The 13,522-nt window shown below is 33.4% G+C and carries 10 protein-coding genes and 4 tRNA genes; 3 read left to right on the top strand and 11 right to left on the bottom strand.

The window, feature by feature from the left end; translation table 11 throughout:
• Positions 1-23: 23 nt before the first annotated feature.
• The 10 genes from rarD to recA all read right to left on the bottom strand — a co-directional run bounded on the left by rarD (position 24) and on the right by recA (position 7,700).
• A complete protein-coding gene (gene rarD / locus J3U13_RS02285; protein ID WP_267339864.1) occupies positions 24-920 on the bottom strand; it encodes an EamA family transporter RarD in 897 nt (298 codons plus the stop codon).
• An 80-nt stretch (positions 921-1,000) separates the two neighbouring features.
• Positions 1,001-2,293: a serine--tRNA ligase gene (serS, locus tag J3U13_RS02280; RefSeq protein WP_267339863.1), complete on the bottom strand. Its 1,293-nt coding sequence runs from the start codon at positions 2,291-2,293 to the stop codon at positions 1,001-1,003.
• A gap of 156 nt (positions 2,294-2,449) precedes the next feature.
• A tRNA-Arg gene (locus J3U13_RS02275) sits at positions 2,450-2,526 on the bottom strand.
• Between the two features lie 19 nt (positions 2,527-2,545).
• Positions 2,546-2,622, bottom strand: a tRNA-Arg gene (locus J3U13_RS02270).
• Positions 2,623-2,640: 18 nt separating this feature from the next.
• Positions 2,641-2,717, bottom strand: a tRNA-Arg gene (locus J3U13_RS02265).
• Between the two features lie 19 nt (positions 2,718-2,736).
• A tRNA-Ser gene (locus J3U13_RS02260) sits at positions 2,737-2,829 on the bottom strand.
• 125 nt (positions 2,830-2,954) lie between these two features.
• Positions 2,955-3,155: a carbon storage regulator CsrA gene (gene csrA, locus J3U13_RS02255; protein ID WP_198235577.1), complete on the bottom strand. Its 201-nt coding sequence runs from the start codon at positions 3,153-3,155 to the stop codon at positions 2,955-2,957.
• A gap of 152 nt (positions 3,156-3,307) precedes the next feature.
• Positions 3,308-5,941, bottom strand: coding sequence for an alanine--tRNA ligase (gene alaS, locus J3U13_RS02250; protein ID WP_267339861.1), 2,634 nt, complete (start codon positions 5,939-5,941; stop codon positions 3,308-3,310).
• A gap of 212 nt (positions 5,942-6,153) precedes the next feature.
• Positions 6,154-6,654: a regulatory protein RecX gene (locus tag J3U13_RS02245; protein WP_267339860.1), complete on the bottom strand. Its 501-nt coding sequence runs from the start codon at positions 6,652-6,654 to the stop codon at positions 6,154-6,156.
• The gene (gene recA / locus J3U13_RS02240) at positions 6,654-7,700 is read right to left on the bottom strand and encodes a recombinase RecA (RefSeq protein WP_267339858.1); all 1,047 of its coding nucleotides are present in this window, start codon (positions 7,698-7,700) and stop codon (positions 6,654-6,656) included. Before recA ends, J3U13_RS02245 begins: the two co-directional genes overlap by 1 nt.
• Before the next feature lie 547 nt (positions 7,701-8,247).
• Between recA and J3U13_RS02235 the strand changes: the two genes are divergently transcribed.
• From J3U13_RS02235 to J3U13_RS02225, 3 genes are read left to right on the top strand one after another with little or no spacing between them, the layout of a single operon-like run.
• Positions 8,248-9,501, top strand: coding sequence for a PqiA/YebS family transporter subunit (locus J3U13_RS02235; RefSeq protein ID WP_267339856.1), 1,254 nt, complete (start codon positions 8,248-8,250; stop codon positions 9,499-9,501).
• 7 nt (positions 9,502-9,508) lie between these two features.
• The gene (gene pqiB, locus J3U13_RS02230) at positions 9,509-11,146 is read left to right on the top strand and encodes an intermembrane transport protein PqiB (protein WP_267339855.1); all 1,638 of its coding nucleotides are present in this window, start codon (positions 9,509-9,511) and stop codon (positions 11,144-11,146) included.
• Between the two features lie 50 nt (positions 11,147-11,196).
• On the top strand, positions 11,197-11,730 hold the full coding sequence (locus tag J3U13_RS02225) for an ABC-type transport auxiliary lipoprotein family protein (RefSeq protein ID WP_267339854.1): 534 nt from the start codon (positions 11,197-11,199) through the stop codon (positions 11,728-11,730).
• A 51-nt stretch (positions 11,731-11,781) separates the two neighbouring features.
• On the opposite strand, the gene pabB is transcribed toward J3U13_RS02225, so the two are convergent.
• Positions 11,782-13,521, bottom strand: a complete 1,740-nt coding sequence (gene pabB, locus J3U13_RS02220; RefSeq protein ID WP_267339852.1) for an aminodeoxychorismate synthase component I — start codon at positions 13,519-13,521, stop codon at positions 11,782-11,784.
• Position 13,522: the final 1 nt, after the last annotated feature.

Below are 13,522 nucleotides of genomic sequence, written 5' to 3'. Positions count from 1 at the left end.
CCTATTATGGTGCCTATTGGCAGTTATTTCAATTTTTTGCGCTTTACTGTACGTAATAGATAAATACTACCTTCTAATGCTAAAACACATACAGATAACCAAATAAGTCCATATGGTACAACCTGCTCTTTAGAAACAGATTCATGTAAAAATAACACCGATACAAGAGTAAGCAGTACTGGCTCTACATATCCGAGCAATCCAAATAATCCAAGCGGTAACAACTGTCTAGCAACAAAATACATGGCAAAAGCAATGGCTGTAATGATACCTAGCATTGGAATAAAAATATGAAAGTGAGATAGATCACTTATAATCTGATTTAAAGAGTAATGCAAATTAAAATAAATGAGGCAGCCAACAAAGATAAAAAAGAAATCTGAAAATGTCCCTGAAATGCCTTCTATTTGTAATTTACGGCGTGTCATAAAGTAAATTGGGTAACCCAATGCAATAACCGCTGTTTCCCACGAAAAAGCGCCAGTTATATAAATTTCTAAAACAACACCTATGCAGGCTAGCAGAATTGCTACTTTTCGAAAAATACTCAGTTTTTCTTTATAGAATATTTGTCCAAAAACGACCATCGTTAATGGCAGTAAAAAATAGCCTAGTGAAGCTGATAATCCATGACCATTGATCGGAGCCCAAATAAAAATCAACATTTGGATGGTCAATAGAAATGAAGAAAATATGAGACCGATTAAAATCAAGGGTTGTTGTTTAATCCGAACAAATAGATTGATAATTGCTGACCCTTGTTTTTCGACAATAATTAGAGAAATTATTGCAGGAAAGGAGGTTAATAATCGCCAGCAAAAGATATCAATAACGGACAGTGGTTGTAATAGAACAGGGTAGTAATATAGTAAACCAAAAAGACATGATGCAAATATTGAAAGCGCAACGCCCTTTATCATTTTTTCACCTTTATTAATAAAAAATAGCGCTAATTATTAGCGCTATTATCTATATGTAATGAAAGCCGGACAAATTTTATTTATCCAATTATCTCTACACCATTCATATAAGGTACTAGTACGGACGGAATTTTAATTTTTCCATCAGCTTGCTGATAGTTTTCCAAAATTGCAACTAACGTGCGCCCTACAGCTAAACCAGAGCCATTTAACGTATGTACTAAATAAGTTTTATTATCAGCTTTATTACGATAACGTGCTTGCATACGACGAGCTTGGAAATCCCACATATTCGAACAAGAAGAAATTTCACGGTAAGTATTTTGTGCCGGTACCCATACTTCAAGATCATATGTTTTACATGATCCAAAGCCCATATCACCTGCACATAATACAATTTTGCGATATGGTAATTCTAATAATTGTAAAACTTTTTCTGCGTGTGCGGTTAATTCTTCTAAAGCTTTCATTGATTCTTCGGGTTTAACAATTTGGACTAATTCTACTTTGTCAAATTGATGCATACGGATTAAACCACGAGTGTCTTTACCGTAAGAGCCAGCTTCAGAACGGAAGCATGGGGTATGCGCGGTCATTTTTAGAGGTAACACACTTTCATCAAGAATCTCGTCACGTACCAAATTAGTTACTGGTACTTCAGCAGTTGGAATTAGGGCATAATTACTGCTTTCTGATTCTTCATCAAGCGGTTTTGTGTGAAATAAGTCATCTGCAAATTTTGGTAATTGTCCGGTACCGTACAAAGTAGTTTGATTGACAAGGTAGGGCACATAAACTTCAGCATAACCATGTTTCTCTGTATGAAGATCTAACATAAATTGTGTGATAGCACGATGTAGGCGAGCTATCTGTGACTTCATAACAACAAAACGTGAACCAGTAAGTTTTACACCTGCAGCAAAGTCGAGCCCCCCTAAACGTTCACCTAATGCAACATGATCTTGTATTGGAAAGTCAAATATTCTTGGAGTTCCAAAGCGAGAAATTTCGACGTTGTCGTTTTCATCTTTACCATCAGGTACAGAATCATCAGGAGTATTCGGAATCGTAGAGGTAATATCTTTGATTTTAGTTAATAAGGTTTCAAGCTCAGCTTTAGCATTATTCAGTTTTTCACCGATTTTATTAACTTCTTCACGTACAGCTGTAATGTCTTCGCCTCGAGCCTTAGCTTCACCAATAGCTTTAGAACGAGCATTACGCTGCGCTTGTAAGCTTTCAGTTTCAATTTGCAGTACTTTGCGTTTTTCTTCTAGTTGACTAATAGTATCAACATCTAGTTTAAATCCACGGCGAGCTAATTTTTTAGCGACAACATTTAATTCATTTCGGAGTAAATTCGGGTCCAACATAAATAACGTCCATTCTTATTAATAAGGAAATATCTTTCTACTTTAATTATTATTCTAATACAGTTAACAAAACATATAAATCAAAAAGTAGATTGATTATAGATATTAAATATTTTGAGCTTAGTATACTAGAATTATATCGGGATTCAACCGCAATGGTGCACCCGAAGGGATTCGAACCCCTGACCGCTCGGTTCGAAGCCGAGTGCTCTATCCAGCTGAGCTACGGATGCGTGTAAGTTCGTAAAAAAATGGTGCATCCGAAGGGATTCGAACCCCTGACCGCCCGGTTCGTAGCCGGGTACTCTATCCAGCTGAGCTACGGATGCATTTTGAATTTGTTAAAATGGTGCATCCGAAGGGATTCGAACCCCTGACCGCCCGGTTCGTAGCCGGGTACTCTATCCAGCTGAGCTACGGATGCATATTTTAATTTTTTTAAATGGCGGTGAGAGAGGGATTCGAACCCTCGATGCAGCTTTTGACCGCATACTCCCTTAGCAGGGGAGCGCCTTCAGCCTCTCGGCCATCTCACCAAAAACATTATGACTTTGCTTGAACAACAAAATCATAATGTCGTGGCGCACATATTACGTTTTACAAAAAATAAGTCAAACATTTTTTTGCTTACGCGTGCTGGTTGTTTATTTCGTGCCCAATATTACTCTTTGGACTCAGGTAATTCATCATTTTTGTTCTGAGATTGATGAATTCTATTGTATATCTCTTCTCGATGAATTGAGACTTCTTTAGGTGCATTAATACCAATTCTGACTTGATTACCTTTCACGCCAAGAATAGTAATAACAACATCATCACCAATAATTAGTGTTTCACCTACTCTCCTAGTTAAAATTAACATTAGATCTCCTAATATCAGTTAAGTATACATCACAATTTTAAGATATAGCTTCGTCAGCCCCCCATCGATAGGACAGAAAGACGGAATTTTACAGAAATACTCAAATATTCAGTTAATAAATATTATATCAACCAATACTGAAATATATCTGGCTAACTTGCTTGTAATTTATTACTGATTTCCTTTTTCATTGAAGACAATGCTTCTGGTAATGCTGATAGATCCATTCCACCTGCTTGGGCGAAATCAGGCCGCCCACCGCCTTTACCACCTACTTTTAATGCTAATTGGGAAACTAATTCGCCGGCTTTGACAATATTGATTAAATCATTCGTTACGCCAGCGGCTAAATTGATTTTGTTATCATTAACAGCGGCCAAAATAATTACTCCCGTTTTTAATTGATTTTTAAGATCATCAATCATGGTACGTAATACTTTTGCCTCAACATTATCAAGTTTAGCAATTAGTAAATTTTTATTATTGATTTTTTCACATTGATTAATTAATTGAGCGCTTTGTTGGCTAGCTTTTTGCGCTTTTAATTGCTCAATGTTTTTTTCAAGTAGTTTAGTTTGTTCAAGCAATTGCTCTACACGAACTAAAACTGCTGATTTATCGCTTTTAACCAATTGTGCAATTTGATTTAATAAATTTGCTTCTTGGTGTATAAAATCCATTGCACTTTGCCCAGAAGTAGCCTCAATACGGCGAACTCCAGAAGCAATGCTTGATTCAGATATTATTTTAAATAAACCTATATTGCCTGTTCTATTTACATGAGTACCACCACATAATTCAATTGAGAAATCGCCCATAGTTAAAACACGAACAATTTCTTCATATTTTTCTCCAAATAGTGCCATAGCCCCTTTATTTCTAGCTTCATCTATTGGCATCAGTTCAACGTCAACAGGTAGATTACAACGAATTTGTTGATTAACTAGATTTTCAATTTCAACAATTTGTTCTTGCGTAATGCTTTGATTATGTGAAAAATCAAAACGCAGATAACTATCAGTAACTAAAGAACCTTTTTGATGAACATGGTTACCTAAAATTTGTTGTAATGCAGCTTGTAATAAATGGGTTGCTGAATGATTGCGTTTAATACGTTCTCTTAACTCAACATCAATTGCCGCTGTTACTAAGTTCCCAACTTTTAGAGAACCTTTAACAAGGTTACCGATATGTCCAATGCTTTTGCCATACTTTTGGCTATCTAAAACAGTAAACTCGCCGTTTGCAGAGGTTAACAAACCTTTATCACCAATTTGTCCGCCTGATTCTCCATAGAATGGCGTTTTATCTAAGATGATAATAGCTTCATCACCAGCATTGACACTTTCAACTTTTTGACCATTTTGGAAAATGGCAATTATTTTCCCTGATGCTTCGGTAGCTTGATAACCTAAAAATTCGGTAGTATCATCAAGTTTAATTACATTGCTATAGTCAACACTAAAAGCACTTGACTCACGAGCACGTTTACGTTGTTCTTCCATACATAGATTGAATCCATCTTCATCAATGGCAATATTTTTTTCGCGACAGACATCTGCGGTTAAATCTAATGGAAAACCAAAAGTATCGTAAAGTTTAAATGCAACATCACCAGGTAATACCGAATTGGTAATTTTAGCTAATTCTTGATCAAGTAAAAACAATCCTCGTTCTAATGTTTTTAAGAATTGCTCTTCTTCAATTTTAAGTGCATCTTCTACTATTTTTTGATTATTCGCTAATTCATCTGCTGCACTTCCCATTACATCAATGAGAGGTTTAACCAATTTGTAGAAAAATATTCCTTTAGCACCTAACATATGTCCGTGACGTACAGCTCGTCGAATAATACGGCGCAACACATAACCACGACCTTCATTAGAAGGCAATACGCCATCTGAAATTAAAAATGCACAAGAACGAATATGGTCAGCAATAACACGTAAAGATTTACTTTCTAAATTTTTAGTTTGAATGATTCCTGCTGCATCATGAATTAATTTTTTAAATAAATCAATTTCATAATTAGAATTAACATGTTGTAAAACTGCAGCAATTCTTTCCAATCCCATACCAGTATCGACCGATGGCTTTGGTAAAGGCTCCATTGTGCCATCAGGATGACGATTAAACTGCATAAAGACAATGTTCCAAATTTCAATGAATCGGTCACCATCTTCTTCAGGACTGCCTGGAGGGCCACCCCAAATGTGATCACCATGATCATAAAAAATTTCTGTACATGGTCCGCATGGTCCTGTATCACCCATTTGCCAGAAGTTGTCTGAAGCAAAAGGAGCACCTTTGTTATCACCGATACGTATGATACGTTCTTTGGGTATACCAATCTCTTTTTCCCAAATTGTGTATGCTTCATCATCTGTTTCATAAACAGTGACGGTTAATTTCTCTTTAGGAATATTAAACCATTCTCTACTGGTTAATAACTCCCAAGCAAAATGAATCGCATCATGTTTAAAATAGTCACCGAAACTAAAGTTTCCTAACATTTCAAAAAAAGTATGATGTCGGGCAGTGTAACCCACATTATCCAAATCATTATGTTTACCGCCAGCGCGAACACAACGTTGTGCAGTTGTTGCTCTGGTATAGGGACGTTTTTCTATTCCTAGAAATACATCTTTGAACTGATTCATTCCCGCGTTAGTAAATAATAGCGTTGGATCATTATGAGGAACAAGGGAACTACTTGCTACAATTTCATGTCCTTTGCTATTGAAAAAGTCAAGAAAATTTTGACGAATTTCTGCAGTGCTTTTCATTTAGGCATCCATATAAACGATAAATTTTTAAACATAGTAATATACCTGTTACAACTAAAGTTGAAAAGTAAAGAAAAGTAAAAAATTCTTTATAATACGGTTGTTCTAGCTAATATTACATGCAAATAAAAGGAAAAATAAAATGATTTAGTGAGCTTAACTAATGGGTAATGAATAATTTAATTCCTGTGTATTTTAGATATTATCAAAATTTAAGTCAATAAATTATACACATCTTTTATATCATCTTGGGTATAACCTCGGGTAACTAAAAATTGCATTATCTTTTGTTTTTCCAAGAGATTTTTAACATTAATTTGGTTAAATTTTTTTAATATTTGCTTGTAGGCATTATACGACCAATTAATATCTAATTTACTTAAAAGTTCATTAGTTAAGTTATTAGGTAGACCTCGTTGTTTTAATTCCATAGCGATTTTATATCTTCCATAACCTTTATTAGATCTCATAACAATATATTTTTTGATATATTGTGTATCGCTCATCCAATTTTGATTAGTACAATATTGAACCACATCAGCAGTTTCAATTTTGAGTTGATTCAATTGCTCATAGTATTCATCTTCTGAGCTTTTTATTTTTTTTGTAAAAAATTGGATAATTTTATTGGTTAGTTCGTAAGATGAATGATCGCGCTGTGCAAGTAATTGCACAGCTTTATTTAAGATTAATTTATTGAGTTTTTTATCCATTATTCAAAGCTTTCATCTTCCGATGCAGTCTCTACGTCCTCAGCAGAAAAAACGGCAGGACTGTTTAATAATAAATCACGTAGTCTTGTTTCAAGTTCTTCAGCTATTTCTGGATGTTCTTGTAAAAACTTAATTGAATTGGCTTTGCCTTGACCAACTTTTTCGCCATTGTAGCTATACCAAGCGCCAGCTTTATCAACTAATTTATGTTTGACACCTAGATCAATCAATTCTCCTTCTTTAGAAATACCACAACCGTAAAGAATTTGAAATTCAGCTTGTCTAAATGGTGCAGCAACTTTATTTTTCACTACTTTTACACGTGTGTCACTACCAATAACATCTTCGCCTTCTTTTACTGCACCAATACGTCGAATATCTAAACGAACTGATGCATAGAATTTAAGCGCATTACCGCCAGTTGTTGTTTCTGGATTACCAAACATTACACCGATTTTCATACGAATTTGGTTAATAAACACCACTAAGCAGTTAGCATTTTTAATATTTGCGGTTAATTTACGTAAAGCTTGTGACATCAAGCGAGCTTGTAATCCCATATGAGAATCACCCATTTCACCTTCAATTTCTGCTTTAGGTGTTAATGCTGCTACTGAGTCAACAATAATAACATCAACAGCACCAGAACGAACTAAGGCATCACAAATTTCAAGTGCCTGTTCACCAGTATCAGGTTGAGAAACTAATAAATCATCAACTTGCACGCCTAATTTAGCGGCATAAATTGGATCTAAAGCATGTTCAGCATCAATAAATGCACATGTTTTGCCTTCTTTTTGCGCTTGTGCAATAACAGATAAAGTTAATGTTGTTTTACCCGATGATTCTGGTCCAAAAATTTCAACAATTCGACCCATTGGTAAGCCGCCAATACCTAATGCAATATCGAGTCCTAAAGATCCAGTAGAGACAGAATCAACGTCCAACGTTTGGGTATCCCCTAAACGCATAATAGAACCTTTACCAAATTGTTTTTCTATTTGACTTAATGCAGCCGAAAGTGCTCGTTGTTTGTTTTCGTTCATATTATAAAATTCCAATGAGTTAGTATATTGATACACATTATACTGTATTGTTATACAGTATCAAGTTTTTTTTATATCTAATAATCATTTAGTTAATAATGGGAAATCCTTCACAATTTTTGTTTAAATATTACTGGTAATAGTTCATTTGATTGTAACAAATAGTGACGAAACGAAAAGATTCAAGATTACATTTAAACAGATGAATGGATTCGATAATGATATAATTTTATATACGGTTTTTATAATGTTTTATGCATTTTAATTTTGAGGTAAGATTTTTCATTTAATATATAAAAAACATTTCTTAACCAACCGATATACTCAAAAGTGAGTAATCAAATTATGCTAATTTGAGTTGGTAATGCTTTCATAAAAAAATGGCATTTGATATGATGAGTAACGAAGAAGTTTTAGTCATTTTATATATTAAAAGTAATTATCCCCTTGTGATAAAGTAAAAGTAATGTATCAATTTTTTTACTTAAATATTACGCTAACCTGAAACATCTTTACATTTAAAATAACTATCAAATAAAGAGAAATAATGACTGTTGATAAACAACAATATGTTTTATGTTCGCACTGTGATTTGGTCATAGAATTAGCTGATGTAACAATAGGTCATAAAGCTATATGTCCTCGTTGTAATACAACTTTAGCCAAAAAAAGCATTAATATGAAATTTCGAGCTGCAATGTATGCGGTTTGTTCACTGATTATGATTATTGTAGCTTGCGGTTTTATTTTTATTGATATTCGCCTTGTTGGTAATTTTAATGGTGTAAGTGTTTTAGATATTCCAAAAACCCTTTTTTTTGATAAATATAGTTATATATCAGCACTTTTTATTTTATTTGTTTTAATTTTTCCCATAATAAATCTTCTAATCATTGGTTTGCTTTGTTCAAAATTTAAAATATCAAAGTATCGTAAAAGAGATTTATTAATTATTTATGAAAAATTTAAACATTGGTGTATGCCTGAAATATTTATCACAGGCATTTTGGTTAGCTTCGTAAAACTAATGAGTTATGGCAGTATAGGTGTCACAAGTACATTTTGGGCATTTTGTTTATTTGTATTTTTTTATATAAAAGCCCAAGTTATTTTTTCACCAGAAACAATTTGGGAAGAAATTCATACTAATAATTTTGCTCAAACACCATTAAAAGTTGGTAAAACGGCAATAAGTCAAAACTTGAAGTTGTGCGGTTGTTGCCATGCCATGATGCCAATAGCTTTTGGTAAATGCCCAAGATGTAAACAAAAAAGTGCCGTGAGAAATCGCGATAAAATACAGTGGACGATAGCGTTATTAGTTACTTCACTAATTATCTATATTCCTGCGAATGTATTTGGGATCATGATAACGGTAGTTTTTGGTTCACCATCAACATCGACAATTATGGATGGTGTTATTTATATGTGGCAGGCAGGTGATGTGCCTGTGGCATTAGTTATTTTTATTGCCAGTATCGTTATTCCAATTTTGAAAATAATTTCATTAAGCTGGCTTTGCTATTTTGCAATAGCAGTGAAAAGAAAAAATAAGCATAATTGCCTGCAAATGAAGAAATTGTATGGTGCAGTTGAGTTTATTGGTAAATGGTCAATGATTGATATATTTGTTGTATCGGTTGTTTGTTCACTAGTTAGAAATCAACAAATGATGGGGGTTTATCCTGATATAGGAGTTACTTTTTTCGCAACCGTTGTGATTATTACTATGATTGCATCACAAAAATTTGATCCGCGCTTAATTTGGGATCACTCTCCAGTTAAAAGTTATAATAAATAGGAATACTATGGCAACATCAAGTAAATTAGCGAAAATCATCAAAATTCGAGCTATCTCGGCTATATGGATTATTCCAATTGTTACTGCAATTGTTGGTCTTTGGATCATCTATTCGCATTTTGCTGATAGAGGGACTTCTTTTACCTTACTTGCGAAAGATGCAAGTGGTATTGTCGCAGGCAAAACAGTTATAAAAAACCGTAGTGTTGATATCGGTATTGTCGATGAAGTAACTTTATCAAAAGATTTTGAAAAAGTGGTTATTAAAGGTCGGATCTATAATGATATGGAACCACTTCTAAAAAATGATTCTATTTTTTGGGTTGTCAAACCGGAGATTGGTCGTGATGGTGTGACAGGGTTAGGTACTATTGTATCTGGTGTTTATATTGAGTTAGCGTCAGGAAACGATACGCATAATTTCAAAAATAATCCTTTTATACTATCCGATACTCCACCATTATCTGATCCAAGTATTAAAGGAATTCGAGTCAATCTTGAAAGTGATCAAAATGGTGTGATTCCACGTGGAGCATCAGTGATGTTTCATGGTTATCGTGTTGGTAATGTTGAAACTTCCGAGTTTGATATTAATTCACGTAAAATGAAATACCAAATTTTTATTACTAAACCTTATGATGCTTTAGTCACTCAAAATGTCCGCTTTTGGAAGGAAGGAGGCATTGATTTAACATTGTCTTCGTCCGGTGCTAGTCTGAACGTACCTTCCTTAGATGTTTTAATGTCTGGTGGGATTAGTTTTGATTTGCCGGATGGCTCTAAGTTAGGAGCGCCAGCTGAGCAATATGCAGTATATAAATTATATGAAAATAAAAAATCAATTCAAGATTCACAATACACAGAATATAAAGAGTTTCTGATTATGCTCTCTGAATCCATATCAGGATTGGTTGAAGGGGCACCTGTTGAATATCATGGTATTCGGCTAGGTACAGTATCAAAAGTCCCATTTTATACAGCTGAAATGTTAGATAAAACATCTATTTTAAATCAAAAAGTACCTGTTTTAATCAGGATTGAGCCTGATCGCTTATCGGAATGGGTTGATGAAAAGATCGATATCGCAAACTTAATAATGAATGAGCAAAAAAATGGATTAAGAGCCTCGTTAAAAACTTCTAATATGTTTACAGGTGCGCTTTATATTGATCTTGATTTTTATCCTGAATTAAAAAATAAATATAATGCCAACTTATCCAATCAATATGGTTATAGTACTATAGAAACAACGTCAACAGGTATTGCTCAAATTCAAGCCAAAGTCATGCAGTTATTAGACAATTTTAATCATTTACCATTGAATAATACTATGACGGAATTTAATAAATCGCTCGCTTCAAGTCAGCGCTTAATAAATTCATTAAATCAAATAATGGCAAGTAATGAAATGCAAAATATGCCAAAAGATCTACAAAAAACCTTAAGAACATTAAATGATACCATGAAAGGCATACAACCAGGATCAGAACTTAATAAGCAAATGAATGAGAGTTTGCAAAAAGTTCAACAAATGATGGATGAATTAACGCCATTACTTAATATACTCAATGATAAAAGTAATGCATTGATTTTCTCAGCTCCGATTAAGAAAGATCAAGAACCGAAAGCAAAGGGTAAAAAATAATGAATAAGATGATGAGAAATTTACTTCTAACATTTTGCGGAACTGCATTTATGTTATTAGTTGGCTGTTCAACGAATATACCTAACAAAAGTTATTTCCAATTAGCTACTAGTTTACCTATTCAAACACCAAAAACATTGAAATCAACCGATCGTTTTCTAATGATCGACTCAGTTGATGTGGTCAGTTTTTTAAATAAGTCTGGTATTGTTTTGCAAACAGAAGATATCAAGTATGTCACAGCAACAAATAATTTATGGGTTTCGACGCTTTCTCAACAGCTTGAAGAACGTTTAGTACAAGATTTAAGTTTGTTACTACCAGATTATTTGGTTTCGAGTACATCTTTGACCACACCAACATTAACTGTGAAACTTTTTATTGATGGTTTTCATGGTAGTTATAATGGTGATGCAATTATAAAAGGACGTTGGATTGTTACTGATAATAAAAATCATATTGAAACAAAACCATTTGAACGCCATGTTCCATTAGCAAAAAATGGTTATGATGCTTTAGTTAAAGCATTGTCAAAAGGTTGGCAAGAAGAAGAGCAAGATTTTGTTTATTCTATAACACATTAAATTATTAAATATTCCGTCAGAATTCTGGCGGAATATTTAAATAATAAAAGATCACAAGAGCCGCTTAAACCGATCAAATACTTTATTATCAATTTCAACCCATTTACGAACACTATTAATAAAGGCAATTTTATCTGCATTTAATAATTCGTTAATTAAGATTGTTTTTTCAATTATTTGTTTTTTATCCAAATAAAATTGTCGCATAGTACCAGCCAATAATCCCGATTCAATTTTAGGTGTTACCCATTGATTATTAATCAATAGCACAAGATTGCCGTTAACAAATTCAGTTATTTCATTATATTGATTAAAATTAATATATTCCTTACCTATAGTTAATTGTGGGAAATGTTCACGGTTTGATGTTTTGTGATACAAATAGACATTTTTGTTATTCACGCATTGTGGTGCCAATACGATTTCATTAATGTTCATAGCTGTATTAATAACATCTTTACTTATTTTCCATTGACCATCTTGTTGTAGTAAAATTCTGATTTTATAACTACCTTCAGTATCTGAATTGGCTAATTTAACCAATTGCAATTTGATAGATTCAATATCACATTTAAAATCAAAATAGCTAGCCGAATCAGTCAGTCTGGTTAAATGTTCATTGAGTAATAAAAATTGCCCATTTTCTAATAATAATGATTCAATAAGATATCGAGGAGTCGTTGTTGTGGAGTTTAATATAGCGGTCTTAGCTAAAATTTCCTCGTATTCATCGTGTGATGTTGAATCCCAAGTGATTCCTCCTCCAACACCATAATGTATCTGCTGATTGTGAATGGTTAACGTCCGAATTGGAATATTAAATATTGCTGCTTTCCTATAGGGTTTAATGTAACCTATGGTTCCACAGTATATGCCTCTAGGTGAGTTCTCCGTGTCTGCAATGATCCGCATTGTACTTGTTTTAGGTGCACCAGTAATTGAACCACAAGGAAACAATGCTTGAAAAATTTGATACAAACTGACATTTTCTGCTAATTCAGCTTGAATGGTTGAGGTTAACTGCCAAACGGTAGGGTATTTTTCGGTAGAAAATAATTTGGGTACAATGACTGATCCTGTCTTAGCAATTCGGCTTAAATCATTACGTAATAAATCAACAATCATCATATTTTCAGCCTGATTTTTCTCAGAAAATAATGTTTCTAACTGTTGTTTATCATGTTGATTATTTAAACCACGAGCAGCGGTTCCTTTCATCGGCCTTGTCGTAATCGTTTGATTGTCTAATTTAAAAAATAGCTCAGGTGAAATTGATAAAATCTGATAATGTTCAAATTCAAGATAAGCACAATAATGCGCTTGGTTATTTTTTTGTAAAAATTTATAGTAATTAAAGGCATTATCATTAAATGGTGCACTAAATTGAATCGTGTAATTGGTTTGATAAGTATTTCCTAATTCAATTTGTTCGCGGATATAGTCGATTTTTTGATTATATTCTTCAATTGAAGTATCGCATTTTAAATCGAACAGAGAAGGTTGATAATCATTTTTGGTTGATGATTCAACTATTGAATAATCCCTGTAAATACCAAAGAGTAACACAGGTAATGCATCACTTGAGTTAGAGATTTTTTTGGTTCTATTTGCTTGATTAAATCCCATTGCACTTTCATAAGCAAGATAACCGACCGCATAAAAGCCTTGCTGAGTGAATTTTTCAATTGCATCTAATTGCTGTTTAACAGTAGTGTAATCGTTAGATCTCAAAATTGTTATTGGGTCAGAAAAACATTTCTGTTGATTCTCAAAATCAATATACATTTTCATA

Origin of the sequence: Gilliamella sp. B2887 (genome assembly GCF_026537015.1) — a bacterium.
Classification (GTDB): domain Bacteria; phylum Pseudomonadota; class Gammaproteobacteria; order Enterobacterales; family Orbaceae; genus Gilliamella.
This window is presented reverse-complemented; position numbering and strand designations above follow the sequence as displayed.

Excerpts from the sequence above, each read along its gene's own strand:
- pqiB (WP_267339855.1), top strand. The coding sequence starts at position 9,509 with ATGGCAACATCAAGTAAATTAGCGAAAATCATCAAAATTCGAGCTATC.
- J3U13_RS02225 (WP_267339854.1), top strand. The coding sequence starts at position 11,197 with ATGTTATTAGTTGGCTGTTCAACGAATATACCTAACAAAAGTTATTTC.
- rarD (WP_267339864.1), bottom strand. The coding sequence starts at position 920 with ATGATAAAGGGCGTTGCGCTTTCAATATTTGCATCATGTCTTTTTGGT.
- recA (WP_267339858.1), bottom strand. The coding sequence starts at position 7,700 with ATGAACGAAAACAAACAACGAGCACTTTCGGCTGCATTAAGTCAAATA.
- pabB (WP_267339852.1), bottom strand. The coding sequence starts at position 13,521 with ATGAAAATGTATATTGATTTTGAGAATCAACAGAAATGTTTTTCTGAC.
- serS (WP_267339863.1), bottom strand. The coding sequence starts at position 2,293 with ATGTTGGACCCGAATTTACTCCGAAATGAATTAAATGTTGTCGCTAAA.
- alaS (WP_267339861.1), bottom strand. The coding sequence starts at position 5,941 with ATGAAAAGCACTGCAGAAATTCGTCAAAATTTTCTTGACTTTTTCAAT.
- J3U13_RS02245 (WP_267339860.1), bottom strand. The coding sequence starts at position 6,654 with ATGGATAAAAAACTCAATAAATTAATCTTAAATAAAGCTGTGCAATTA.
- J3U13_RS02235 (WP_267339856.1), top strand. The coding sequence starts at position 8,248 with ATGACTGTTGATAAACAACAATATGTTTTATGTTCGCACTGTGATTTG.
- csrA (WP_198235577.1), bottom strand. The coding sequence starts at position 3,155 with ATGTTAATTTTAACTAGGAGAGTAGGTGAAACACTAATTATTGGTGAT.